The organism is Streptomyces sp. NPDC047917 (assembly GCF_043204345.1).
GTDB classification, from domain to species: Bacteria; Actinomycetota; Actinomycetes; order Streptomycetales; family Streptomycetaceae; genus Streptomyces; species Streptomyces sanglieri.
On the sequence record NZ_JBIDCA010000017.1, the window covers coordinates 1 to 24,532 of the forward strand.

Annotated in this window: 21 protein-coding genes and 1 riboswitch; of the genes, 15 read left to right on the forward strand and 6 right to left on the reverse strand. The window is 69.4% G+C overall.

Annotated elements, in window-relative coordinates:
• Positions 1-191: 191 nt before the first annotated feature.
• The 10 genes from ACGF8B_RS34890 to ACGF8B_RS34935 all read left to right on the forward strand — a co-directional run bounded on the left by ACGF8B_RS34890 (position 192) and on the right by ACGF8B_RS34935 (position 10,149).
• Positions 192-800, forward strand: coding sequence for a CDP-alcohol phosphatidyltransferase family protein (locus ACGF8B_RS34890; protein WP_266735556.1), 609 nt, complete (start codon positions 192-194; stop codon positions 798-800).
• Positions 801-913: 113 nt separating this feature from the next.
• A complete protein-coding gene (locus tag ACGF8B_RS34895) occupies positions 914-3,409 on the forward strand; it encodes a sugar phosphate nucleotidyltransferase (RefSeq protein WP_392746243.1) in 2,496 nt (831 codons plus the stop codon).
• Between the two features lie 98 nt (positions 3,410-3,507).
• The gene (locus ACGF8B_RS34900; RefSeq protein ID WP_392746244.1) at positions 3,508-4,431 is read left to right on the forward strand and encodes a DUF881 domain-containing protein; all 924 of its coding nucleotides are present in this window, start codon (positions 3,508-3,510) and stop codon (positions 4,429-4,431) included.
• Positions 4,428-4,760, forward strand: coding sequence for a small basic family protein (locus ACGF8B_RS34905; RefSeq protein ID WP_003970459.1), 333 nt, complete (start codon positions 4,428-4,430; stop codon positions 4,758-4,760). Before ACGF8B_RS34900 ends, ACGF8B_RS34905 begins: the two co-directional genes overlap by 4 nt.
• A 5-nt stretch (positions 4,761-4,765) precedes the next feature.
• A complete protein-coding gene (locus ACGF8B_RS34910) occupies positions 4,766-5,554 on the forward strand; it encodes a DUF881 domain-containing protein (RefSeq protein ID WP_392746245.1) in 789 nt (262 codons plus the stop codon).
• 190 nt (positions 5,555-5,744) lie between these two features.
• Entirely contained in the window at positions 5,745-6,533 is a 789-nt protein-coding gene (locus ACGF8B_RS34915; protein WP_392746246.1) for an FHA domain-containing protein, read from the forward strand.
• 17 nt (positions 6,534-6,550) lie between these two features.
• Positions 6,551-7,294 (forward strand): MerR family transcriptional regulator, encoded by a 744-nt coding sequence (locus ACGF8B_RS34920; RefSeq protein WP_392746247.1) that lies wholly within the window; start codon positions 6,551-6,553, stop codon positions 7,292-7,294.
• A gap of 53 nt (positions 7,295-7,347) precedes the next feature.
• Positions 7,348-7,821 carry a bifunctional nuclease family protein gene (locus tag ACGF8B_RS34925; RefSeq protein WP_006123076.1) on the forward strand — a complete coding sequence of 158 codons (474 nt, stop codon included), beginning with the start codon at positions 7,348-7,350 and terminating at the stop codon, positions 7,819-7,821.
• A gap of 168 nt (positions 7,822-7,989) precedes the next feature.
• Positions 7,990-8,607 (forward strand): MerR family transcriptional regulator, encoded by a 618-nt coding sequence (locus tag ACGF8B_RS34930; protein ID WP_392746248.1) that lies wholly within the window; start codon positions 7,990-7,992, stop codon positions 8,605-8,607.
• A 57-nt stretch (positions 8,608-8,664) separates the two neighbouring features.
• Positions 8,665-10,149 carry a DNA polymerase IV gene (locus ACGF8B_RS34935; RefSeq protein WP_392746250.1) on the forward strand — a complete coding sequence of 495 codons (1,485 nt, stop codon included), beginning with the start codon at positions 8,665-8,667 and terminating at the stop codon, positions 10,147-10,149.
• Here ACGF8B_RS34935 and ACGF8B_RS34940 read toward each other — a convergent pair.
• Positions 10,074-10,442 (reverse strand): PRC-barrel domain-containing protein, encoded by a 369-nt coding sequence (locus ACGF8B_RS34940; RefSeq protein WP_124718996.1) that lies wholly within the window; start codon positions 10,440-10,442, stop codon positions 10,074-10,076. The two genes, ACGF8B_RS34935 and ACGF8B_RS34940, sit on opposite strands and share 76 nt — an antisense overlap.
• Positions 10,443-10,555: 113 nt before the next feature.
• Positions 10,556-10,652, forward strand: a riboswitch (glycine riboswitch).
• Positions 10,653-10,846: 194 nt separating this feature from the next.
• Between ACGF8B_RS34940 and gcvP the strand changes: the two genes are divergently transcribed.
• Positions 10,847-13,732, forward strand: a complete 2,886-nt coding sequence (gene gcvP, locus ACGF8B_RS34945; RefSeq protein ID WP_392746252.1) for an aminomethyl-transferring glycine dehydrogenase — start codon at positions 10,847-10,849, stop codon at positions 13,730-13,732.
• Positions 13,733-13,819: 87 nt separating this feature from the next.
• On the opposite strand, the gene ACGF8B_RS34950 is transcribed toward gcvP, so the two are convergent.
• Both ACGF8B_RS34950 and ACGF8B_RS34955 read right to left on the reverse strand, forming a co-directional pair.
• Positions 13,820-14,026, reverse strand: coding sequence for a DUF5999 family protein (locus tag ACGF8B_RS34950; RefSeq protein ID WP_311203086.1), 207 nt, complete (start codon positions 14,024-14,026; stop codon positions 13,820-13,822).
• Positions 14,027-14,366: 340 nt separating this feature from the next.
• Positions 14,367-14,960 (reverse strand): hypothetical protein, encoded by a 594-nt coding sequence (locus ACGF8B_RS34955; RefSeq protein ID WP_392746254.1) that lies wholly within the window; start codon positions 14,958-14,960, stop codon positions 14,367-14,369.
• Positions 14,961-15,441: 481 nt separating this feature from the next.
• Between ACGF8B_RS34955 and ACGF8B_RS34960 the strand changes: the two genes are divergently transcribed.
• Complete coding sequence (locus ACGF8B_RS34960; protein ID WP_392746256.1) at positions 15,442-16,950, forward strand: glutamate-cysteine ligase family protein; 1,509 nt, start codon at positions 15,442-15,444, stop codon at positions 16,948-16,950.
• A gap of 79 nt (positions 16,951-17,029) precedes the next feature.
• On the opposite strand, the gene ACGF8B_RS34965 is transcribed toward ACGF8B_RS34960, so the two are convergent.
• Positions 17,030-18,820, reverse strand: a complete 1,791-nt coding sequence (locus ACGF8B_RS34965; protein WP_392746257.1) for a substrate-binding and VWA domain-containing protein — start codon at positions 18,818-18,820, stop codon at positions 17,030-17,032.
• 183 nt (positions 18,821-19,003) lie between these two features.
• Between ACGF8B_RS34965 and ACGF8B_RS34970 the strand changes: the two genes are divergently transcribed.
• On the forward strand, positions 19,004-19,783 hold the full coding sequence (locus ACGF8B_RS34970) for a CPBP family intramembrane glutamic endopeptidase (protein ID WP_392746461.1): 780 nt from the start codon (positions 19,004-19,006) through the stop codon (positions 19,781-19,783).
• A 190-nt stretch (positions 19,784-19,973) separates the two neighbouring features.
• Here ACGF8B_RS34970 and ACGF8B_RS34975 read toward each other — a convergent pair whose 3' ends face one another.
• Positions 19,974-20,795, reverse strand: a complete 822-nt coding sequence (locus ACGF8B_RS34975) for a PhzF family phenazine biosynthesis protein (protein WP_392746259.1) — start codon at positions 20,793-20,795, stop codon at positions 19,974-19,976.
• 319 nt (positions 20,796-21,114) lie between these two features.
• On the opposite strand from ACGF8B_RS34975, the gene ACGF8B_RS34980 reads away from it, so the two are divergent.
• On the forward strand, positions 21,115-21,771 hold the full coding sequence (locus tag ACGF8B_RS34980; RefSeq protein ID WP_392746261.1) for a maleylpyruvate isomerase N-terminal domain-containing protein: 657 nt from the start codon (positions 21,115-21,117) through the stop codon (positions 21,769-21,771).
• 419 nt (positions 21,772-22,190) lie between these two features.
• On the opposite strand, the gene ACGF8B_RS34985 is transcribed toward ACGF8B_RS34980, so the two are convergent.
• Complete coding sequence (locus ACGF8B_RS34985; RefSeq protein WP_392746262.1) at positions 22,191-23,297, reverse strand: hypothetical protein; 1,107 nt, start codon at positions 23,295-23,297, stop codon at positions 22,191-22,193.
• A 161-nt stretch (positions 23,298-23,458) separates the two neighbouring features.
• Here ACGF8B_RS34985 and ACGF8B_RS34990 point away from each other — a divergent pair, with 161 nt between their 5' ends.
• Entirely contained in the window at positions 23,459-23,959 is a 501-nt protein-coding gene (locus tag ACGF8B_RS34990) for a GNAT family N-acetyltransferase (protein WP_392746263.1), read from the forward strand.
• Positions 23,960-24,532 lie beyond the last annotated feature (573 nt).

Consider the following 24,532-nt stretch of genomic DNA (forward strand, 5'->3'; position numbering starts at 1 on the left):
TACTGCAGGGGGGACCCTGTGGGAGAGTAGGACGCCGCCGAACTCCTTTTACGGGAAAGCCCCGTGTCCTTGTGGACACGGGGCTTTTCTGCGTTCACGAGGTCCTTGCCTCACCCCTGTGCACCGGTGAGCGGTGGCCGAGGGTAGGGTCAGGGGGCATCATTGGCACTTTCTTCACAGGAGGCCCCCGGGTGGAGGTCCAGGAGACTCGGGTTCAGACGGACCGGGTACTCACCATCCCCAACATCCTCAGCATGGCTCGCCTTGTCGGGGTTCCGCTCTTCCTGTGGCTGATTCTTCGCCCTGTGTTCGGCGGCCCCCAGAGCGACGGCTGGGCGTTGCTGGTGTTGATGCTCAGCGGTATCAGCGACTACCTCGACGGTAAGCTCGCCCGCCGGTGGAACCAGATCAGCAACCTCGGCCGGCTCCTGGACCCCGCTGCGGATCGCCTCTACATCCTTTCGACCCTCGTCGGCCTCACCTGGCGGGAGATCCTGCCGCTGTGGCTCACCGCTGCACTTGTCGCACGTGAGCTGATGCTCCTCGTGATGGTGGGAATCCTGCGGCGTCACGGCTACCCGCCGCCCCAGGTGAACTTCCTGGGCAAGGCGGCCACGTTCAACCTGATGTACGCGTTCCCCTTGTTGCTGCTCAGCGACGGAAGTGGTTGGCTTGCATCGCTGGCCGCCATTTTCGGATGGGCGTTCGCAGGTTGGGGTACAACGCTCTATTGGTGGGCAGGGATCCTCTACGTGGTTCAGGTCCGCCGCCTCGTCAAAGCGGATGTAGCAGCCGATTGAGCTCGTTGAAGCGGTGCCGTGCAATGTGGCCGGCCCGCCGCGGATGACCCGGATGGTGCCCCGACGGGCGAAGTCGGCCAGACCGTCGTCTCTTCAAGGAGGACGTTTCCGACATGAAGGCCGTCGTGATGGCTGGCGGCGAAGGCACACGCCTTCGCCCCATGACCTCAAGCATGCCCAAGCCGCTTCTGCCCGTCGCCAATCGGCCGATCATGGAGCACGTGCTTCGGCTGCTCAAGAGGCACGGGCTGAATGAGACCGTCGTAACGGTCCAGTTTCTCGCCTCGCTGGTCAAGAACTACTTCGGGGACGGCGAAGAGCTCGGGATGGAGCTCAGCTATGCCAACGAGGAGAAACCGCTCGGTACCGCGGGAAGCGTGAAGAATGCCGAGGAAGCGCTGAAGGACGACACCTTCCTCGTCATTTCCGGTGATGCGCTAACCGATTTCGACCTCAGTGATCTCATCGCCTTCCACAAGGAAAAGGGCGGCCTGGTCACGGTGTGCCTGACCCGGGTCCCCAACCCGCTGGAATTCGGCATCACGATCGTGGACGAGGGAGGCCAGGTCGAACGTTTCCTGGAGAAGCCCACCTGGGGACAGGTCTTCTCGGACACGGTCAACACCGGCATCTACGTCATGGAGCCCGAGGTATTCGACTACGTCGAAGCCGATGTCTCGGTGGACTGGTCCGGTGATGTCTTCCCGCAGCTCATGAAGGAGGGCAAGCCCATCTACGGCTACATCGCCGAGGGCTACTGGGAGGACGTCGGCACTCATGAAAGCTATGTGAAGGCGCAGGCGGACGTCCTTGAACGCAAGGTCGACGTCGACATCGACGGCTTCGAGATCTCGCCCGGCGTATGGGTCGCGGAAGGCGCGGAAGTACATCCCGACGCGGTACTGCGCGGACCCCTCTACATCGGGGACTACGCAAAGGTCGAAGCCGGCGCCGAGATTCGCGAGCACACGGTCATCGGGTCGAACGTCGTCGTCAAGAGCGGCGCATTCCTGCACCGGGCCGTGGTGCACGACAACGTCTACATCGGACAGCACAGCAATTTGCGCGGCTGCGTGATCGGCAAGAACACCGACGTCATGCGGGCTGCCCGCATCGAGGACGGCGCGGTCATCGGGGACGAATGCCTGATCGGCGAGGAGTCGATCATCCAGGGCAATGTCCGCGTCTACCCGTTCAAGACCATCGAGGCCGGCGCCTTCGTCAACACCTCGGTCATCTGGGAATCGCGCGGACAGGCGCACCTCTTCGGCGCCCGCGGTGTGTCCGGGATCCTGAACGTCGAGATCACCCCGGAACTGGCGGTCCGGCTCGCCGGCGCCTATGCCACGACCCTGAAGAAGGGCTCGACGGTCACCACCGCACGTGACCACTCCCGAGGTGCCCGTGCCCTGAAGCGAGCGGTGATCTCGGCCCTCCAGGCCAGCGCCATCGACGTCCGGGACCTGGAGAACGTACCGATGCCCGTCGCGCGCCAGCAGACGGCGCGGGGCAGCGCCGGCGGCATCATGATCCGTACGTCCCCCGGTGTGCCCGACTCGGTCGACATCATGTTCTTCGACGAACGGGGCGCGGACCTGTCGCAGGCGCGGCAGCGGAAGCTGGACCGGGTCTACGCACGCCAGGAATACCGCCGCGCCTTCCCGGGCGAGATCGGCGATCTGCACTTCCCGTCCAGCGTCTTCGACTCGTACACCGGATCCCTGCTGCGGAACGTGGACACCGCGGGGATCGCGGACGCGGGGCTCAAGGTGGTCGTCGACGCGTCCAACGGGAGTGCCGGACTCGTACTGCCCAGCCTGCTGGGGCGGCTCGGTGTCGACGCGCTGACCATCAATCCCGGGCTCGACGAATCACGGCCCACCGAGTCCGCCGAGACCCGGCGCTCCGGACTCGTACGGCTCGGCGAGATCGTCTCCTCGGCGCGGGCCTCGTTCGGCGTGCGGTTCGATCCGGTCGGCGAGCGGCTCTCCCTCGTCGACGAGCGGGGCAGGATCGTCGAGGACGACCGGGCGCTGCTCGTGCTGCTCGACCTCGTGGCGGCCGAGCGGCGCAGCGGACGGGTGGCGTTGCCGGTCACCACGACCCGCGTTGCCGAGCAGGTAGCCGCGTACCACGGCACGCAGGTCCAATGGACGACGACATCGCCCGACGATCTGACGCGCGTGGCACGCGAGGAAGGCACCATCTTCGGTGGAGACGGGCGTGGCGGCTTCATCGTTCCCGAATTCAGCAGCGTCTTCGACGGATCGGCGGCGTTCGTGCGGCTGCTCGGACTGGTCGCCAGGACCCAGCTCACCCTGAGTCAGATCGATGCCCGCATTCCCCGCGCCCATGTCCTGCGCCGTGATCTCGCCACCCCGTGGGCCGTCAAGGGCCTGGTCATGCGGCGGGTGGTGGAGGCCGCCGGTGACCGCAGCGTCGACACGACGGACGGGGTGCGGGTGGTCGAGGCCGACGGGCGGTGGGTGATGGTGCTGCCGGACCGGGCCGAGGCGGTCACCCATCTGTGGGCCGAGGGCCCGGACGACGCCTCCGCGCAGGCGCTGCTGGACGAATGGGCGGCGATCGTGGACAGCGCAGGTCAGTGACGGTTCTCCCGGTGTGTCCGGCGGCGCCCCGCGGCGCCTTCGGGCACACCGGTGGGGCCATTCGGCGCTAGCCGTGGCGACGTGCGACGATGTGCGGCATGTCGCAGCAGCCCCCCGATCGGAGTACCGCCTCACCTCCCGCGCGTCCCGACGCGTCCATGTCGCTGCTGACCAACGTGATGGACCACAGCCTGGACGACGGATACGCCGAGGCGTCGGCGCGTCGCAAGGCCGACGGGAGCGCGGGGCTGCCCCGTACCCTCAAGTCGAAACTCGGATTCGCCGCGTGTCTGGTGCTGGCCGCCCTGGTCGTCACACTCGGGGCCGCGGAGGCGCGCGTCTCGGCGCCGGTCCTCGCCAAGGAGCGCCAGGAGCTGATCGGTCGCATCGACGACGAGACCGCGGCGGCCGACAGCCTTGAGGCACAGGTGGACAAGCTCCGGGCCGACGTGGGCAGCCGGCAGCGCAAGGCGCTGGAGAAGCACGGCGGGGACCAGGGGGAGCGGGTGGCACTGCTCGCCGGGGCGACCGCGGTCGACGGGCCCGGAGTGAAGCTCGTCATCGACGACGCGAAGGACACCGATCAGGGCGGCGGCGGGCCGAGGGAGAGCAGCGGATTCTCCGATACCGGACGGGTCCGCGACCGTGACCTCCAGCGGGTCGTCAACGGCCTGTGGCAGTCCGGCGCCGAAGCCATCGCGATCAATGGACAGCGTCTTACCGCCCTGTCGGCGATCCGCGCGGCGGGCGACGCCATACTGGTCGACAACAGACCGCTCGTACCGCCGTACACGGTGCTGGCGGTGGGGAACGGGAAGCATCTCGGCACGGCGTTCCAGGACAGTGCCGACGGCCGGTATCTCCAGGCGCTCAAGGACACCTTCGACATCCGGACGAGCCTGTCCGTGCAGCAGAAGCTGAGCCTTCCGGTCGCGCCGAGCCTGATCGTACGTACAGCAGAGCCTTATAAGGCCGCAGACACCGGCAGTGGTGCGGCAGACACAGGGAAGGGCACATCGTGATCGCCGTACTGGGCCTCGTCGTGGGAGTCGTGGTCGGACTGTTGGTCCGGCCCGAGGTGCCGGCGGTGGTCGAGCCCTATCTCCCGATCGCCGTCGTGGCCGCCCTCGACGCAGTCTTCGGTGGACTGCGCGCCATGCTCGACGGGATCTTTGTCGACAAGGTGTTCGTCGTGTCGTTCCTCTCGAACGTCGTGGTCGCCGCGCTGATCGTGTTCCTGGGCGACAAACTGGGCGTCGGGGCGCAGCTCTCCACCGGTGTGGTGGTCGTGCTCGGGATCCGGATCTTCTCCAACGCCGCGGCCATCCGCCGGCACGTCTTCCGGGCCTGAGGCCGATGAGCAACCAAGAACTTCCCGACGGGTCGGAAAACGCCGGAGAGCGGACGGCAGGCCCCGCGAAGGAGCTCACCGGCCGTCAGCGGCTGGTCGCCGGCCTGTGGCCGCCGCGGGTGACGCGGGCCCAACTCATCGTCGCGGTGCTGCTGTTCGTACTCGGCCTCGGACTGGCCATCCAGGTGAGGTCCAACAGCGACAACAGCGCGCTGCGGGGCGCCCGCCAGGAAGACCTGGTACGGATCCTCGACGAGCTGGACGACCGGACCCAGCGACTGGAGGACGAGAAGCAGCGGCTGGACGCTCAGCGCACGGAGCTGGAGAACAGCTCCGACCAGGCCGAGGAGGCGCGCAAGCAGACGGTGGAGAAGGAGCGGCAACTCGGTGTCCTCGCGGGCACCGTGGCCGCTCATGGGCCCGGGATCACGCTCACCGTCAACGACCCCGGTGACGGGGTGAAGGCGGACATGCTGCTCGACGCACTCCAGGAGCTGCGGGCGGCGGGCGCCGAGGCCATCGAGGTCAACGGGGTGCGTGTGGTGGCCAATACGTACTTCTCCGGTGACGGCGGAAACGTCAAGGTCGACGGCCGTAAGATCACCGCGCCGTACGTCTTCGAGGTGATCGGCAAGCCCCAGGATCTGGAGCCGGCGCTGAACATCCCCGGCGGCGTGGTGCAGACGCTGGAGAAGGAGCAGGCCACCGTGCAGGTCGAGCAGGCCGACGACATCGTCGTCGACGCCTTGCGACCGGCGAAGCAGCCTGACTACGCTCGGTCGTCGTCCCCGTGATGCGGCGTCGCGGAAGAGGCGAAGGAGACGGGCACAAGGTTGCGGGGGGTCGCCGCATCGTATTGGTGGTGCGTGGTGGAAACTGTCGAGTGGATACGGACGTTGTGAAGATGTCCGGGTCGGCAGGTGTGTTCATTCAGGGTTCGTCCTGCCCCACGGGCGGGTCTATTTCGGTCAAGGGGAAGCGCCCGTGAAGTTGTTTGGGAAGTTGTTCGGAAAGAGCGCTCGCGACGAGGCCGCCCGCCATCGCGCACCGCGCCATGGCCAGGCGGAGGAGCAGGGTACGGAGCGCCCGCTCTTCCGTGATCAGGTGTCGGGTACGGGCAGTGACAATTCGGGAGCATCCGGCGCGTCGTCTGTTGACCCTGCCGGTCCCGGCCGCATAGGTTTCGGAGAATCGTCGACCTCGAGTTCGGGTGGAGAGTTCGCCCCCAGGCAGGAGGGTTCGTCCATGCCGGTCTGTACGAGGTGCGGGCATCGCAATGCCGAGGCCAGTCGTTTCTGCTCCAACTGCGGCGCGCCGCTGCGGGGCGGGATTCCCGAGCGTGCCTCGGAGACGACCTCGACCATCTCGATCTCCGGGCTTGAGGCGTACGAGGCGGAGGCCACCGGGCAGACGGCGGTGCCGTCCCTCTCGCCCGAGGCACAGGCGGCCGTAGACGCCCTTCCGCTCGGCTCGGCGCTCCTGGTGGTGCGCCGCGGTCCGAACTCGGGCAGCCGCTTCCTGCTGGACGGTGAGCTGACCACGGCCGGCCGTCACCCGCAGAGCGACATCTTCCTCGACGACGTGACGGTGTCGCGGCGGCACGTGGAGTTCCGCAGGAGCCCCGACGGCAGCTTCACGGTCGGCGACGTGGGCAGCCTGAACGGCACCTACGTCAACCGTGAGCGCATCGACTCCGTCGCCCTGTCCAACGGCGACGAAGTGCAGATCGGCAAGTACCGGCTGGTCTTCTACGCGAGCCAGCGCGGCATCTGACCCGTCAGGGAAGGTCCATGCTGAGAACACCGACGGGCGGTGCCGTGGCCGGCACCGCCACCGGCGACGACCGCCCGATGAGCATCGGCACGGTGCTCCTGCGGCTGCGGGAAGAGTTCCCCGAGGTCACGATCTCCAAGATTCGCTTCCTGGAGGCCGAAGGACTCGTCGAACCGCAGCGGACCCCTTCCGGCTATCGCAAGTTCCGCGGCGCCGACGTGGAGCGGCTGGCACAGGTGCTGCGCATGCAGCGGGACCACTACCTCCCGTTGAAGGTCATCCGTGAGCATCTGGATGCCCTGGCCCGTGGTGAACAGGCCGCCCTGCCTTCCGGGGGCGGCCCGCGGGACCTGACCGGCGGCGGCTGGGACGCGGAGCCCGGACGGGCCACCGCGGCCCGGATCGGCCGTGCCGAGCTGCTGGCGGCCGTCGAGGCCACCGAGAGCGACCTCGACGAGTGGGAGTCGTACGGCCTGGTGGTTCCGACCCCCGAGGGCGGATACGACGCCGGGATGGTCACCGTGGCCAGGCTTGTGGCGGATCTGGGCAGGTTCGGTCTGGAGCCGCGTCACCTGCGTGCCGTGCGGGCCGCTGCGGATCGCGAGGTCGGGCTCATCGAGCAGGTGGTCGCACCCTTGCGGCGGCACCGGAATCCGCAGACCAGAGCCCATGCGGAGGCCACTGCGAAAGAACTCGCGGAGCTGTCCGTGAGGCTTCATTCGGCCCTTGTACAGAGCGCCCTGCACATCCGGCTCCACTGATCGCGCCGGTGCCCGACTACCCAAACCTGCCGGGCACGTCCTAGGGTTGCTGTGTGAACGAGCTCGACGTTGTGGGTGTCCGGGTGGAAATGCCCTCCAACCAACCGATCGTGCTCCTGCGTGAAGTGGGAGGCGACCGGTACCTCCCCATTTGGATCGGTCCTGGTGAGGCGACCGCGATCGCCTTCGCCCAGCAGGGCATGGCTCCGGCCAGGCCGCTGACCCATGATCTCTTCAAGGATGTGCTTGAGGCCGTCGGCCAGGAGCTCACCGAGGTCCGCATCACGGACCTGCGGGAAGGGGTCTTCTACGCGGAGCTGGTCTTCGCCAGCGGGGTCGAGGTGAGCGCGCGGCCGTCCGACGCCATAGCGCTCGCTTTGCGCACCGGCACGCCGATCTACGGCAGTGACGGGGTGCTCGACGACGCGGGTATCGCCATCCCGGACGAGCAGGAGGACGAGGTGGAGAAATTCCGCGAGTTCCTCGATCAGATCTCTCCGGAGGATTTCGGCACCAACAGTCAATGACCGTTCTTCGGGGTGGCCGTCAGCGCATCCGGCAAGCCTTTCCCGCTCGGGAGACACGGGAAACCACCCTCAGGGTGATTATCACTCGGCGTGCCGAGTGTGGCGATCGTTGACGCACCCCGAGTGACTGCCTACCTTCGAGATGGCAGGTCAAGGACGGAGGTCGGCGTGAGAAGCAGCGGCGACGGTACGGCAGCGGGTGGGCCGTATCCGCAGCAGGGGAGTACAGCCGACCACACCATCATGCAACCGGTTAAACCGGCGGCGGTGGCGGGGGACGAAGTGGCATCGGCCGGCGACATCGGCTACCGCGGGCCGACCGCCTGTGCGGCCGCCGGGATCACATACAGGCAGCTCGACTACTGGGCGCGTACGGGCCTGGTGGAGCCGAGTGTGCGTCCGGCTTACGGCTCCGGGACACAGCGCCTCTACAGCTTCCGGGACGTCGTCCTGCTGAAGATCGTGAAGCGTTTCCTGGACACCGGAGTGGCTCTCCAGAACATCCGCACCACGGTTCAGCATCTGCGGGCCCGCGGATTCCAGGACCTTGAGCGGATGACGCTGATGAGCGACGGGGCGACGGTCTACGAGTGCTCCTCGCCCGACGAGGTCGTCAGTCTGCTCCAGGGCGGCCAGGGGGTCTTCGGCATCGCGGTGGGAGTGGTGTGGCAGGACGTGGACGCCGCGCTCTCGCAGTTGCACGGCGAGCGGGTGGACACCGGCGAGACCCTCATCGGGAACAACCCCACCGATGAGCTTGCGCGGCGGCGCAACCGCGCCGGCTGACGCGGCCGGGGGTTCGGGCGCGGCCATTGTCAGTGCCGTAGGGCAGCATCGATTGATGTGAGAGCCGCGCCCACCATCCTGCATCTGGACATGGATGCCTTCTACGCCTCTGCGGAGCAGGCGGCGAAGCCGAGCCTGCGCGGCAAGCCGGTGGTGGTGGGCGGGCTCGGGCCGCGCGGAGTGGTCGCCACCGCGTCGTACGAGGCGCGTCGCTTCGGGGTGCACTCGGCGATGCCGACGGCGCAGGCGCGGCGGCTGGCGCCCAATGCGGCCTATCTGGTGCCGCGCTTCCAGCTCTACCGGACCGTGAGCGACCAGGTGATGGAGCTGCTGGCACGGCTCTCCCCGCTGGTCGAGCCCCTCAGCCTGGACGAGGCCTTCGTGGACCTGGAGGCCGGGGGGACGGCCGACGACACGGCCTCGGCGCTGGAGATCGGCGCGCAGCTGCGTACGGCGATCAAGGAGGTCACCGGGCTCACCGGATCGGTCGGGCTCGCCGGTTCCAAGATGCTGGCCAAGATCGCCTCGGAGGAGGCGAAGCCGAACGGCCTGCTGCTCATAGAGCCGGGCACGGAGCGGGCGCTGCTCGCGCCCATGTCGGTGCGGATCCTCCCCGGTGTCGGGCCGACGACGGCGGATCATCTGCGCCGGGCCGGGATGACGACGGTCGACGACCTGGCCGAGGCGGGTGAGGACGAGCTGGTGCGCCTGCTGGGGAAGGCGCACGGGAGCTCGCTGCACCGGATGGCGTTCGGGTACGACGACCGGCCGGTGGTCGCGGAGCGGGACGCCAAGTCGGTGTCGGTCGAGGACACCTTCGACGCCGACCTGCACGACCGGGTGCGGATCAGGGCCGAGGTCGAGCGGCTGGCCGACCGCTGCGTACAGCGGCTGCGGGGCGCGGGGCGGTCCGGGCGCACGGTGGTGCTGAAGGTGCGCCGGTACGACTTCTCGACGCTCACGAGGTCCGAGACGCTCCGTGGGCCCACGGACGACCCCACGGTGGTCCGTGAGGCCTCCGCACGGCTCCTGGAGGCCGTTGACACCACCGGGGGCGTCCGGCTCCTCGGAGTGGGGGTGACGGGGCTTGCCGACTACACACAGGAGGACCTCTTCGCGCAGGCCGCCGGGGAGCGCGCCGCTGCCGAGGAGTCGGCCGGGGAATCAGCCGGGGAACCGGCAGCGGGGACGGCACCGGCGGGGGACGAGGCGACCGGGCCGCCCGGCGATCCCCGGGCGGAGGTCCCGGAGAGTGCCGAGCAGCGCGCGGCACGGCGCTGGCCCGCCGGACACGACGTGCACCACGAGACGCACGGCCACGGCTGGGTGCAGGGCAGCGGCGTCGGACGGGTGACGGTGCGGTTCGAGGAGCCCGGATCGCCGCCCGGCCGGGTGCGTACGTTCCGGATCGACGACCCGGAGCTCCGGCCCGCCGATCCGCTGCCCCTGGTGCGTGACCCGCAGGACTACTCGTCCTGGCCGGCCAGCCTGCCGAAGTCCCTGTCCGGGCCGGTCTCCTCCGGCGCGGAGTCCAGTCCGTAGTGCCGGTAGAGCTGGAGCTCCTGTTCCGGCGAGAGGTGGCGGCCGACACCAAAGTCCGGCGCGTCCTTGATCAGGGCACGGTCGAAGGGGATGCGGAGCGTGTCCTCCACGAATTCGCTGGGTTCCAGGGGGACGAACGCGTCCCGGCTGAAGAGTCCGGTACGTACGGCCGCCCACTCGGGCACACCGGTCGCGTCGTCGAGGTACACCTCGTCCACGGTTCCGATCTTGGTGCCCTTGCGGTCGAACGCCTTGCGGCCGATCAGGCTGCGCGGATCGATGTCGGTCTGCACGGTCCCTCCCACTGGTCGCGGCTACTCCACTAGCACTACAAAAAGGCAGATCCGGGTGGTTGGCCACTCGAGAAATCAGCCACGAAGCCCGCTGGTAGGCTGGTCATGGCTGCTGACCCCGTGCGGGAGAGTCCTCCGGAGCTGATCCGAAGGCGCCGAAGGAGCAAATCCTCCCCGGAATCTCTCAGGCCCCCGTACCGCACGGACGAGGTCACTCTGGAAAGCAGGGCGGGTTTCGTGCGGCCGAGTGCCGGTGCGATTCCCTTCCTCACCGACGGTGAAAGCCGGTACGCCGCACGGCGCGCCGGTGAAGCTCTCAGGTTGAGATGACAGAGGGGGAGGCCGTTCGGGCACCCGCGCCGTGGTGCCCCTCGCAGGTCGTGACAGACCAGGAGGCCTCCACCATGACCCCCCGTCGCACTCCGCTCTCCCAGCTGGAGCAGGGTATTCCGTTCGAGCAGCGCCACATCGGACCCGATGCCGAGGCGCAGTCGAAGATGCTCGCCCAGGTCGGTTACGGCTCGCTGGACGAACTCACCGCGGCCGCGGTGCCCGATGTCATCAAGAGCGCGGAGGCGCTCGGGCTGCCGGCCGCTCGCACCGAGGCCGAGGTCCTCGCCGAGCTGCGCGAGCTCGCGGACCGCAACCAGGTCCTGGCCCCGATGATCGGGCTCGGCTACTACGGCACCTTCACCCCGCCGGTAATCCTGCGCAACGTCATGGAGAACCCCGCCTGGTACACGGCCTACACGCCGTACCAGCCGGAGATCTCGCAGGGCCGGCTGGAGGCGCTGCTCAACTTCCAGACGATGGTCGCCGAGCTGACCGGGCTGCCGACCTCCGGCGCCTCGCTGCTCGACGAGGGCACCGCGGCCGCCGAGGCCATGGCGCTCTCCCGGCGCGTCGGCAAGGTGAAGAACGGGGTCTTCCTGATCGACGCCGACGCCCTGCCGCAGACGACCGCGGTCATCGAGACCCGCGCCGAGCCGACCGGTGTCGAGGTCGTCGTCGCCGATCTGTCCGACGGAATCCCGGCGGAGATCGCCGAGCGCGGTGTCTTCGGCGTGCTGGTTCAGTACCCGGGCGCCTCCGGAGCCGTCCGGGACATCAAGCCCGTCATCGAGCAGGCCCACGAGCTGGGTGCGATCGTCACGGTCGCCGCCGACCTGCTCGCCCTGACCCTGCTCACCTCGCCGGGCGAGCTGGGCGCGGACATCGCGGTCGGCACCACGCAGCGCTTCGGTGTGCCGATGGGCTTCGGCGGACCGCACGCCGGGTTCATGGCCGTGCGCGAGAAGTTCGCCCGCAGCCTTCCCGGCCGCCTGGTCGGTGTCTCCGTCGACGCGGACGGCAACAAGGCCTACCGGCTGGCCCTTCAGACCCGCGAGCAGCACATCCGCCGCGAGAAGGCCACCAGCAACATCTGTACCGCCCAGGTACTGCTCGCCGTCATGGCCGGGATGTACGCGGTGTACCACGGCCCGGACGGGCTGCGGACGATCGCGCGGCGCACCCACCGCTACGCGACGATCCTGGCCGAGGGCCTGCGCGCCGCCGGGGTCGATGTCGTGACGGGCGCCTTCTTCGACACCCTCACCGTGCGGGTCCCGGGCCGGGCCGCCGAGACCGTCGCCGCCGCCCGCGAGCACGGGGTCAACCTGCGGCTGGTCGACGCCGACCTGGTCTCCCTGGCCTGCGACGAGACCACGACCCGCACGCAGCTCGCCGCGGTCTGGGCCGCCTTCGGTGCGGACGGGGACATAGAGGCGCTGGACGCCACTCTCGCCGACACGCTGCCCGAGGGGCTGCTGCGTTCCGACGAGATCCTCACCCACCCGGTCTTCCACCAGCACCGCTCCGAGACCGCGATGCTGCGCTACCTGCGCAAGCTCGCCGACCGGGACTACGCGCTGGACCGCGGCATGATCCCGCTGGGCTCCTGCACCATGAAGCTGAACGCGACCACCGAGATGGAGTCGATCACCTGGCCCGAGTTCGGCGCGCTGCACCCCTTCGCGCCGGCCGAGCAGGCGCAGGGCTTCCTCACTCTCATCCGTGAGCTGGAGGAGCGTCTCGCCGAGGTCACCGGGTACGACGCCGTCTCGATCCAGCCGAACGCGGGCTCGCAGGGCGAGTTCGCCGGCCTTCTGGCCGTGCGGGCGTACCACCGCGCCAACGGTGACGAGCAGCGCACCGTCTGCCTCATCCCGTCCTCCGCGCACGGCACCAACGCGGCCAGCGCCGTCATGGCCGGCATGAAGGTCGTCGTCGTCAAGACCGCCGACGACGGCGAGGTGGACATCGAGGACCTGCGCGCCAAGATCGAGAAGCACCGCGACGAGCTCGCCGTGCTCATGATCACGTACCCGTCGACGCACGGCGTGTTCGAGGAGCACGTCGCCGACATCTGCGCCGAGGTGCACGACGCCGGCGGTCAGGTGTACGTCGACGGTGCCAACCTCAACGCGCTGGTGGGTCTCGCGAAGCCGGGCCGGTTCGGCGGCGACGTCTCGCACCTGAACCTGCACAAGACCTTCTGCATCCCGCACGGCGGCGGCGGCCCCGGCGTCGGCCCGGTCGGGGTGCGCGCGCACCTCGCGCCGTACCTGCCCAACCACCCGCTGCAGTCCGCGGCGGGCCCCGAGACCGGTGTCGGACCGATCTCGGCCGCCCCGTGGGGCTCGGCCGGCATCCTCCCGATCTCCTGGGCGTACGTACGTCTGATGGGTGGCGAGGGCCTCAAGCGGGCGACGCAGGTCGCCGTGCTCGCCGCGAACTACATCGCCAAGCGCCTGGAGCCGCACTACCCGATCCTGTACAACGGCCCGGCCGGTCTGGTCGCGCACGAGTGCATCGTGGACCTGCGGCCGATCTCCAAGGCCACCGGCGTCAGCGTCGACGACATCGCCAAGCGTCTGATCGACTACGGCTTCCACTCGCCGACCATGTCGTTCCCGGTCGCCGGAACGCTGATGATCGAGCCGACCGAGAGCGAGAACCTCGCGGAGCTCGACCGGTTCTGCGACACGATGATCGCCATTCGCGGCGAGGTCGAGAAGGTGGCCTCCGGTGAGTGGAGCGCGGACGACAACCCGCTGCACAACGCTCCGCACACCGCCGCGATGCTGGGCGGGGAGTGGAAGCACGAGTACAGCCGTGAGGTGGCGGTCTTCCCGGCCGGCGTCTCGGCCGCCGACAAGTACTGGCCGCCGGTGCGCCGGATCGACGGGGCCTTCGGTGACCGCAACCTCGTCTGCTCCTGCCCGCCGCTGGACGAGTACGACAACTGAGTCATGAACGCGGGGGAGTGACGCGGACATGCGTCGGGGCCGGTTCGGAGATTTCTCCGGGCCGGCCCCAGCTCGTACCGGCCGCGATCAGGCGGCCCTCATCACCCGGTCGGTCCCCAGGGGCCGGTGCGGTGCGATGATCTGACCGTCCGGGAGCAGCTCGCCGGTGTCCTCGAAGAGAAGGACCCCGTTGCACAGCAGGCTCCAGCCCTGTTCCGGGTGGTGGGCCGTCAGGCGGGCGGCTTCCCGGTCGGCTGAGTCGGCGGTCGGGCATGGTGGCTGATGCTGGCACATGGCTGGGTTCTTTCGCTGCGTTGTAGTGAATGTCCTGCGGCTGGATGAGGTGTTCATGGCCGCCCCCCGTATCGATAGGTCCGGTCCCAGTGTTGCCCCACCGGCGGCAATCCGCAGGGATTTCGCAGCAGCACTTGTCCTTACTCGAAGGACGCATCACCCACGCGGACGGTTCACCGCAACTGCACTGTCACTTCGGGTGGTTCGGGGTGGTCGGACCGGGCTAGTCCGGACGGGCATCGAAGTGCGCCCCTCCAGCACTGTGCCCCGCCACCAGGGAAGGTGACGGGGCGCAGCGTTCTCGTACGGGGCGCAGCAATCTCGTACGGGGGTGCGGTTCTCAGGCCGGTGATCCGAGCAGGGGGCCGGGGCCGGGGGTGATGCGCAGCGTCATCACGCGGAGCAGATCGGCGACCCGGTGCGGGCGATGGGCCGCGATGCCCGGCGGGGCGGGGGCCAGCGGAACCAGGAGATCGGCGGGGGCGAGCTCCCCGCCGGCGGCGTCCGCCTCGGCGTCGCCGTGCAGCCACAGCGCGAGCATGTAGAGCTCCGGGATGGACAGCAGCCGTGGCTGATAGTGCGTGGTGACCGTCTCGGCCTGGCGCAGGGCGAGTTCGGTCGAGGCGATGTAGGGGCCCTCGAAGAAGTGTGAGAACGTCCAGCCGTCCGGAGTGAGCATGGTGTCCGCGGCGGCGACGGGCTGCTCCGCGCTACGGATCAGGAACCGCCACGCGGCGAGCCGGGTGGCGGGAGCGAGCCCGCCCGGCCCGATCCGCTCCAGTACATGGACGGGGAGCGGGAGTTCGGGGCTCAGCGGTCCCTCGGCGGATCGAAGGGCGGGGGTGCGGGCCTCGCGGACTGCGGTGGGTGAACCGAGTGCCGCGAGAACGCTGCGCAGAGCGGGCGCGGGAGCCGGGGGAACATGCAGCGGCATAGTGGGTCGCCTCTCACTTCGGAGACACGGTGGTGCGTGGGCGGGTGCAGACGTCGCTGTCGGCATGCGGGGCCAGAGGAGGCCGGTGACTGGGCCGGTGCGTCAACTCTCTGCCTCGTCCGCGGAGTTTATACGACACGTGTTCACGCGGTGATTCCACTAGCCGTCGCAGCTATTGCCGACAAGGCGGTATCGAGACTTTATTATGCGGAGAATCTGCTGATTTTGCGTCAACGGCGCAGCCGCCGCCTGGGATTTTTCCCCGGCCGTGGACGGCCGAAACGCGACGGTGTATTCACCATGCGCCAAGATGGGAAACCCGTGCTGCGTCATGCCCATGGAATGTGCCGCGGGCGGGCGCACTCAGATTACTGGCTCCGTGGCCTTCACGGGGGCGTTATGGATCACCCGGCCTGGGCATTATCGATCGTGACGCGAGCGGCCTGGGCCGCGGGCCGCCACTTGAGGGAGGGACGCTCCGATGGGGGAGAAGGTCGTGGCGGGTGCCTTTGACCTGTCCGATCGGCAGGGGTACCGGAGGAAGCTCCACCAGTGCCTGGAGGGGCTGGAGCGGCTGATGGCGGAGCGGAGGTTCGACCGGCCGCGCAACCTCATGGGCGTGGAGATCGAACTGAATCTCGCGGGCGCCGACGGCATGCCGAAGATGATGAATGGGGAGGTCCTCCCGCGCATCGCGAGCCGTGATTTCCAGATGGAACTCGGGATGTTCAATTTGGAAGTGAACATAGTCCCGCACCGGCTGGACGGGCGTGTTTTCGACCAGTTGGCCGAAGAGCTCAGGACCGGGCTCGGATATGCCCACCGGAAGGCGGGCGAGGTGGATGCCGGGATCATGATGATCGGTATTCTGCCCACCCTGCGTCGCGAGGACCTCGTGGTGGCGAACCTCTCGGACGCGGACCGCTACACCCTGCTCAACGATCAGATCGTGGCCGCCCGGGGCGAGGATTTCTCCCTCGACATCCAGGGCGTGGAGCGACTGGTGTCCACCTCCGCCTCGATCACCCCCGAGGCCGCCTGCACCTCGGTGCAACTGCATCTCCAGGTGACACCGGAGCGGTTCTCCGCGGTGTGGAACGCGGCCCAGGCCGTCGCCGGCGTCCAGATCGCGCTGGGGGCCAACTCGCCGTTCCTGTTCGGCCGGGAGCTGTGGCGGGAGTCGCGGCCGCCGCTCTTCCAGCAGGCCACCGACACCAGGCCGCCCGAACTCCAGAACCAGGGGGTGCGGCCCAGGACCTGGTTCGGCGAGCGGTGGATCGGCTCTGCGTACGAGCTCTTCGAGGAGAACCTGCGCTACTTCCCGCCGCTGCTCCCGATCTGCGACGAGGAGGAGCCGCTGCGGGTCCTGGACGAGGGCGGGGTGCCGCGGTTGCAGGAACTGGTGCTCCACAACGGCACGGTCTACCGCTGGAACCGCCCCGTGTACGGCCTCGCCGACGGCGTACCCCATCTGCGGGTGGAGAACCGGGTCCTGCCGGCCGGACCCACGGTCACCGATCTGATCGCCAACGCGGCGCTGTACTACGGGCTCGTACGGGCGCTCGCGGAGGAGCCCCGGCCGGTGTGGACCCGGATGCCGTTCTCCGCCGCGGCGGAGAACTTCGACACCGCGTGCCGGCTGGGCATCGACGCGGAGCTGATCTGGCCGCGATCCGGCCGTGCGGGCGGGCTCACCCGGGTGCCGGCCGTCAAGCTCGTACGGGACGAGCTGCTGCCGCTGGCCTCAGCGGGGCTCGATGCCTGGAACATCGAGCCCGCGGACCGCGACCGCTACCTCGGGGTCATCGAGGAGCGCTGCAAGCGACGGGTGAACGGAGCGTCCTGGCAGGCCGACACCTACCACCGGGCGCGCGAGGCCGGGCTCGACCGGCACGCGGCGCTGGCCGCGACGACCCGGCGGTACGCCGAGCTGATGCACAGCGGGGAGCCGGTGCACACCTGGCCGACGGGCGCGCCCCCCAAGCCGTGAGACCGGCGGGCGGGGCCGCTCCGCCTTCCGGCTCACGGCCGTGGCCTCCTGTCCCGTCCCGGGCCGGGGCGCCCGGGGGCTACTCCTGTGCGGCGTGACTGCTCTGGCCGGCCGTCATGATCGCCTGGAGGATCACCACCTGGATCTCGGCCGGGTCGATGACCTGGTAGCCGCCTCCGCCGGTCACCTTCGCTATCTCGTTCACCTCGTCGCGGTCGGCCTCCGGGCCGACCGCGATGGCGAGTATCGGCACCGGACGCTCCGGATCGGCGATCCGCTTCAGCTCAGCGATCAGGGCACTGCGGGAGATGGAGAGGTTGTCCTGGTTCGAGCCGTCGGTGAGGATCACGACCGCGTTGAACTTGCCCTTCACGTAGGTCGCCTGGGCGTCCTTGTAGGCGGCGAGCATGGTGTCGTAGAGACCGGTCGCGCCGCCCGGCACGGGCTTCAGCGCCGCGAAGGCCGCGGAGAGCTTCTCGCGGTGGGTGCTCCCGCCCTTCGCCGGATCGCCCAGCCGGGCGGTCGGCATCAGCCTGCGGTAGTCCTTGTCGCCGTCGAGAGTGGTCGCGAACTCCCAGAGCCCGATCTCGTCGTTCGGGGTGAACTGGTTGAGGGCCTGGATCAGGGACGCCTTGGTGACATCCATCCGGGACTGGTTGCGCCCCGGGACGATCGTGGCCATGGATCCCGAGGCGTCGACGACCGTGGTCAGCCGGGCGCTCTGCACCGTGATCGTCCACATGCCGAGGGTCTGCTGGAGCTCCTCGACGGTCGGTGCGGCGGCGGCAGCGGTGGCGTACGGCTGGGGCTTCCTGCCGCCCGCCGGTGCGACCACCGACTCGCCGGCCGTGCCGTCGACGTTCCTGAAACCTTGCTTCTCCAGCGTGGCCTGTGAAGCCGGCTCGTCCAGCAGCGTCATGAACCGCAGCGCCGCCCGGCTCTCGGGCGTGCTCATGCTGGCCTCGTCGACCAGTGTGTACGGATAGTTCAGGAGCGGCGTGCCGTCCTTGGGGTAGAACAGGTCGAGCTTTCCGCCGCCGGTCGACTCCGCGTTGTGGGTGAACGCGGCCTGCTCGGAGAGGAGCACCGCCTGGTTGTGCTCAGGGTTGCCCTGTTCGGCGCCCGAATCGCCCTGCGCCAGCGTTTCCAGTACCTGTGTGTCACCGTCCGACATGCGCTGCGCGAGCAGCTTGGCGGTCGCCGCGACCCTGGTGTCGCTGTCCCCGCCCTGCTTCTCGGAGGAGGCGCCGATGCTGGCGAGCGCCAGCAGGCCGGTGGCGCTGCGCGCCGGGTCGGCCGACCCGAGGCGCACCTTGTCCGACCCCATGGCCGCGGCCGTCAACTCCGCCCAGGAGTACTTCTTCTTCGGCCAGCCGAGGCTCTTGGCCGCGGACGGCACCATCGCCAGGGTCACGGGGGAGGACGCGACGGAGTCACCCGGTGTGATCGGGACGCCGTCACCGGAGCCCTTGGCCCGGTCGAGCCAGAGGTCGGAGTCGGGCAGCCAGATCTGGAAGTCCGGAGAACGGGTGTTGTCGGAGAGGGCTTCGGCGACCTTGTACGAGTCGCGGGCGACCACCGTCACGTACAGGCAGCGACCGTCGGACCGCACCTCGTCCTCGCGCGCCTTGTCGGCGATGGCGCGAACGGCGGGTGCGATGTCCGGGGAGGTCATCATGGACAGACGTACGGCCGAGTCCTCGCAGCTCTTCGAGAACGACAACAGGCCGCCCTGCACCGCTACGGCCGTTCCCGCCGCCACCGCGAGAACGAGCGCGGTGGCGATCGCGACGGTACGCCGGCGGTGCGGCGGCGAACCGTCCCCGCTTCCTTCTCCGGCGTAGTCGTCGGGCAAGCTGTGACGTCCCATGTCGGTGGTGCCCCTCCTTGAGGATGAACAAGGAAAAGGGGGACCACACCATCGGCAATGGTGGTTGTCCCCCGGCCTGTCGCGCATGATCTTCGTACCTGCATTCGAGACCCTAGCCGAGGGGGAGCAGGATGGGGCGTGAATGCACAACTCAAGGCAGGTGTACAGGTGGAGGCGGGGCTTATGGCTGATTCTTACCCCCAAGAGGCATTGTCACGACGGATCCTGCGGTCCGAAACGGTCCTCGTGCTGGCCCTCTCGCTGGGTGCCAGCGGAGTGTCTGCCCTGATCAGTTTTGTCGGATCACTGACGAAACCAGGGGGTTTGAAGGATCAGGCGGCGACGCTCAACAGCTCGTACGCGCCGGGACGTCCATGGCTGGATCTCGCCTGGCAGCTCTTCGGTATCACGACGGCGCTGGTGCCCGTGGCCCTGGTCGCGCACCTGCTGATCAGAGAAGGCGCCGGCCTTCGGGCCATCGGCTTCGACCGCACGCGGCCGTGGCCGGACCTCGGCCGCGGCACGTTGGTCGCGGCGGGCATCGGGAGCGCCGGCCTGGCCTTCTACCTGGTGGCGAGGGCCGCCGGATTCAATCTGACCGTGGTGCCGGAGTCGCTGCCCGATGTGTGGTGGAAATACCCGGTTCTGATCCTGTCCGCGATCCAGAACTCCGTGGTGGAGGAAGTGATCGTTGTCGGCTATCTGCTGCGCAGACTGGGACAGTTGAGGTGGACGCCGATGGCGGCTCTGGCCGCCAGTTCGGTGCTGCGCGGTTCCTACCACCTGTATCAGGGGATCGGCGGCTTCATCGGGAACATGGTGATGGGCGTCGTCTTCGTGCTGCTGTACCGGCGTTGGGGGCGGGTCGGGCCGCTGGTCGCGGCGCACGCGCTGCTGGACATCGGAGCGTTCGTCGGGTACGCGCTGCTGGCGGGGAAGGTGGGCTGGCTGCCCACGCCGTGAGGGTCCGGGTGCGGAGTAGGGGGGCCTGGGGCAGGGCGCAGGGGGCAGGGAGGCACGGCACGGAGGCAAGGGGGAGAGCGTACGAGGAGCGGTCGGGTCGGTCCGTACCTCTCCCACAGCCGCACACCGCCCCCGCTCCCTTGCACCGCCCCCGCTCCCTCACATCGTCCCCGCATCTTCGTCCGGGACGTCAGAGCGACGTGAGCAGTTCGCCGTCGATGACCGTCACGGCGTCGCCGGTGAGCAGCGTACGGTCGCCGCGCAGTGAGGTCCGTACCAGGCCGGAACGGGCGGAGGCCTGCAGTCCGGTCAGATCGTCGCGGCCGAGGCGGGCCGACCAGAAGGGTGCCAGCGCGGTGTGGGCGCTACCGGTCACGGGGTCCTCGTCGATGCCGACGCGAGGGAAGAAGCCGCGCGAGACGTAGTCGTAGCCACGGGCCGGGTCCGCCGCGGCCGCCGTGACGACGACACCCCGCCGGGAGACGTCGGCCAGCCTGGCGATGTCGGGGGTCAGCCCCCGTACGGTCGCCTCGTCGGTCAGTTCGACGAGCAGGTCGCCGGTGTGCGGGCCGGTGTCCTGGGCGGAGAGCGGATCCGCGCCCAGCGCGGCGGCCAGCCCGGCCGGGGTGGCCTCGGGCGTCAGCGGGGACGTCGGGAAGTCGAGGGTGATCGCACCATCGGGGCGGGCGTCCGAGGTGAGGATCCCGCACCGGGCCGCGAAGCGTACGGTGCCGGTCGCCGCACCGGTGGTGTGCAGTACATGCGCGGTGGCGAGGGTGGCATGCCCGCACATGTCGACCTCGGTGGCCGGGGTGAACCACCGAAGCGCCCAGTCGGCCGCGCCGCCCGGGGGCAGTGGGTGCGCGAAGGCGGTCTCGGAGAGGTTCACCTCCATGGCGATCCGCTGGAGTCGATCGTCGTCGGCGAAGGCGTCGGAATCCAGGATCAGGACACCGGCCGGGTTGCCGGTGAAGGGGCGGTCGGTGAATGTGTCGACGATTCGAATCCTCATGGCGCGACCATATGCAGGGCGCGGAGCCGTGTACCAAGGCCAATTCCGTGTCGTTGGACCTCTGCGCCGATGGACCTGAATGCCGGTGGACCTGAGCGCCGAGGACGTGAGTGTCGCCGGACGTGCGTGCCGCCGGACGTGAGTACCGGCGGGCGTGAACGTCGATGAACCCGGGTGACGACGAGTTCCCGGACGGTATCGGTGCGCCCCGGGTTCCGGGTGCGGATCGGCGGGTGGTCGTCGCGTGCCGGTGAGGTCGTGCGCGGGCGAACCGCCGAGGTGCTTGTCCGGGCGCGCGGCACCGCACTACCGTGCCGATGTGGATCTCTTCTCACGTTCCTGGACGGCGCTGCGCACGGCGGTCGCCGGACTTCCGGACGAGGACTTCGCGCGACCGTCCGGCTGCGCCGGCTGGTTGGTGCGGGACCTGGTGTGCCATCTGGTCATCGATGCCCAGGACGTCCTGATCACCCTGGTGACGCCCACCGAGGCAGAACCGACCCGCGATGCGCTGACCTACTGGAACGTCTCGGAAACGCCACCGACCGGCGACGACCCGCTGGACGCGCTGATCGTCCGGCTGGCTGCCGCGTACGAGGAGCCCGGCCTGCTCAAGTTCCACCTCGACGACGTGGGCTCCGCCGCCGGCCGCGCCGCCGTACTCGCCGATCCGGGTCTCCGGGTCGCCACCCAGGACGTGGTTCTCACCGCGGGCGACTACCTCGGGGCGTACGTCCTGGAGTGGACGCTGCACCATCTGGACCTCGTCGCGTACGTTCCGGGCGCGGCCGGACCGCCGGCGGAAGGGCTCGCCCGGTCGCGCGAGATGCTGGAGAGGATCGCCGGGGCGGAGTTCCCCGCGTCGCTCTCCGACACGGACGCCCTGCTGGTCGGCACGGGACGGCGTGCCCCGACCGACGCGGAGAAGGAGGTACTGGGCGAGCGGGCCGCGAAGTTCCCGCTCTTCCTCGGCTGATGGGCCGGGCACCGACCCCAGCGAGCCTCTGGGGGGAGCCGTGTCGCCACCGTCCTCCTCCTCGGCGGTGGTCTGCGGGCCCGTCCGCAGCACGGGGGAGTGGCGTAGGCGCCGTCCCGGCGTTCGAGCCCGTCACCGAACACGAGCAGGCCCGCGCCGCGTTGCGTGCCCTGGTCCCGCGACTGGTTCGGCTCCTGCGCGACGTACCGGATCCGGGTGCGCCCTCCGGTGTCACGGTGTGGACGGTGGTGGACGTCGGCGCGCATCTCGCCCACTGCTCCATTGTCTCTGACGAGGCGTCCGAGGCGTCCGAGGAGTGGGACTCGATTCTGCCGCCGGGTGACGTGCCGTCCATCGAACGGATCGCGGCCATGAACGCCAAGTCCATCGAACTCTTCGGCGACGACGAACACGTCCGCCTAGAAGATTCCGGCGCGGATGTGTTGCGTGAGGTTCTGGAGGATCTCGCGCAGCCACGGGCTGCGGACAGCCGGCATCCGTACCAGGGTGTGCCGGAACGTTTCCGGGTCGGCCCGGAACGCGTGACGGGGGCGTGGGGCGGGCGGGTCGTCGCGGAGGACGTGGCCGGGTGTCACGCCCGATGCGAGGACGGGTGGGTACGGCTCGGGGAAGGCCAGCCACAGCCACACCCCGAACGGCAGCGGCACCGGGTGCGCGGAGGCGGCCGGGCCGGCCGGGGTCCAGGTTTTTCCCGTCCGGGGATGCACCGGTACGAGGACGATGTCGGCGTCCGCGCCGACAGCAGGGCGCTTCGGTCCGGCCAGTACGGCGCGCCGTGCGGGTGGGCCTGTGGGGAGCAGGGCGTCGAGGGTACGTCGGAACACCTCTGTGGGCAGGCCGTCCGGGACGGTCACCGGCCGTCCTTCCGAGGCCACCAGCAGATGGGCGAGTGCCTGCCCTGCCGCCGCCTCCCATTGCGGGCTCCATGACCACCAGTGGTTCGGTTCCACCCGCTGCCCCCACCGGGCGAGCGGTTCGAACGGGGGCGTGCCGCTCCCCTCCGTCATCAGCTCCTCCCAGGACAGCGGTACGGCGTCGGCGCCGTCGACGGGGCAGCGGCGCACGGCGTTCGGGGCGAGCCACACCGCCTGCCAGAGCGAGCAGTCGTCGATCCTGCTCGCCACGGGCAGGCCGCACGCCTCGCAGGCCATGTTGGGGCCGTCGGCCCCGTCGAGGCCGCAGCAGGATCCGCCGCTTCTCTCCAGGATCAGCAGGGTGCCCCGGACGTCTCCGGGGGCGATGACGATCGCGCCGGGCGCGCTGTCGGACAGGGCGTGGAGCGGTGCGTGGATGCCGCGGGCCGCCGCCTCGTCCGGATCGACCTGCGACCACGGCCGCCACGGTGGCCCCCACGGCTCCGGGTCCACGGCGAATGTGCCCGACTCCATGAGTACCGGGAGCTGCGTCCCGTTCCCGTACTTCTGATGGGCGTGGACGGGCAGGGCGACCTCGGACAGTCGGGTGGTCAGCCTGGCGCCGCACCCCGCGCACACGAATACGAACAAACGTCCTCCATTGGGGAAACGGGGGCATAGTCGCACCTCGGCGGCGACCGGCCAAGGCATTTGTTGTCACGGCGCCGTCCACCGAAGCAGATTGCGTCTGCCCGGCCCACAAACGCACGGTTGGTTCGGTTCGCCCGCGACGGCATCGGTAGATTGCTGCAATGCCGTACACGACGATGTCACTCCATCTTGAGACGACCAGGCTGACGATGCGTCCATGGACGATGTCCGATGCCGACGACCACCGTGCGCTCGCCGCGGAGCGGGGCGATGGAGTGCCGTCGATCGAGGCCAACCGGCGCGTGATCGAGGCCCAACTCTCCACGCCGGAAAGGACGGGGCTCGCCCTGTTGGTCGTCAACCGTCGCGATGCGGGTGACTTCATCGGCTATTGCGGACTCACTGTCGGGCGGGCTTCCGTCGAAGAGCCCGAGATCGCGTACGAGCTGTTCCGGCGGGTGCACGGGCACGGCTATGCCACCGAGGCGGCCACCGCCGTGATCGAAGCCGCGATCGCGACCGGTCGGCAGCGGCTCTGGGCGACCGTGCGTTCCTGGAACGCGCCGTCTTTCCGTGTCCTCGAAAAGCTGGGGTTCGAGCGCGATCACGTGACGACGGACGACCGTGGCGAACTGGTGTGGCTCACGCGCTCCTTGGCGTGATCGCCAGCACCGTTGGTGCCGGGGGAGGGAAGGGCGGACGGTGGTCCGGGCCGCGACTCCGCGGCAGTCGCTGCACTGATACTGGTCACACAGGGGCGATTTCCGGGTCGGCCGCTTGCCTCGACCGGCATGCTCGGATCCATGTGGACGGATGTGTTGGTACCCCGGGCACGTCGGCTCTGGGAAGAACTGGCCCGGGTGCCTGTGTCGTTCCCTCCACCGGGTGGTGTGAACGTGGTGGTCTCCCCGCGATCCGGGCTGTGTCCGGTCGGCTGGGTCGGGGTGGTGGCGCTGGGCGGATCCGCGATCGCCACCGCGCCGAGCGAGAGTGCCGCCGCGATCGTTCGCGACGCATGGGGACGGCTGCCGGTGTCGGCCGTCGTGGATGGGGACTTGGTCCGGCAAGTCCCTTCGGTGGGGCAGACACTCGGGCCGGCAACACTGGTCCGTTGCCGACCCGGAGCTGTCGAAGGGCTCGGACAACGAACCTCACATGACGTCCCCGCCCACCGTGGGACGGCGACGCCACCAGGGCTCGGCACGCCGCTGCCGACCGGCGACGGAAGCGTTCGT

Coding starts and splice junctions, on each gene's coding strand:
- ACGF8B_RS34960 (WP_392746256.1), top strand. CDS start 15,442: ATGGGGGAGAAGGTCGTGGCGGGTGCCTTTGACCTGTCCGATCGGCAG.
- ACGF8B_RS34900 (WP_392746244.1), top strand. CDS start 3,508: ATGTCGCAGCAGCCCCCCGATCGGAGTACCGCCTCACCTCCCGCGCGT.
- ACGF8B_RS34955 (WP_392746254.1), bottom strand. CDS start 14,960: ATGCCGCTGCATGTTCCCCCGGCTCCCGCGCCCGCTCTGCGCAGCGTT.
- ACGF8B_RS34965 (WP_392746257.1), bottom strand. CDS start 18,820: ATGGGACGTCACAGCTTGCCCGACGACTACGCCGGAGAAGGAAGCGGG.
- ACGF8B_RS34920 (WP_392746247.1), top strand. CDS start 6,551: ATGCTGAGAACACCGACGGGCGGTGCCGTGGCCGGCACCGCCACCGGC.
- ACGF8B_RS34970 (WP_392746461.1), top strand. CDS start 19,004: ATGGCTGATTCTTACCCCCAAGAGGCATTGTCACGACGGATCCTGCGG.
- ACGF8B_RS34910 (WP_392746245.1), top strand. CDS start 4,766: ATGAGCAACCAAGAACTTCCCGACGGGTCGGAAAACGCCGGAGAGCGG.
- ACGF8B_RS34895 (WP_392746243.1), top strand. CDS start 914: ATGAAGGCCGTCGTGATGGCTGGCGGCGAAGGCACACGCCTTCGCCCC.
- ACGF8B_RS34975 (WP_392746259.1), bottom strand. CDS start 20,795: ATGAGGATTCGAATCGTCGACACATTCACCGACCGCCCCTTCACCGGC.
- ACGF8B_RS34950 (WP_311203086.1), bottom strand. CDS start 14,026: ATGTGCCAGCATCAGCCACCATGCCCGACCGCCGACTCAGCCGACCGG.
- gcvP (WP_392746252.1), top strand. CDS start 10,847: ATGACCCCCCGTCGCACTCCGCTCTCCCAGCTGGAGCAGGGTATTCCG.
- ACGF8B_RS34990 (WP_392746263.1), top strand. CDS start 23,459: ATGCCGTACACGACGATGTCACTCCATCTTGAGACGACCAGGCTGACG.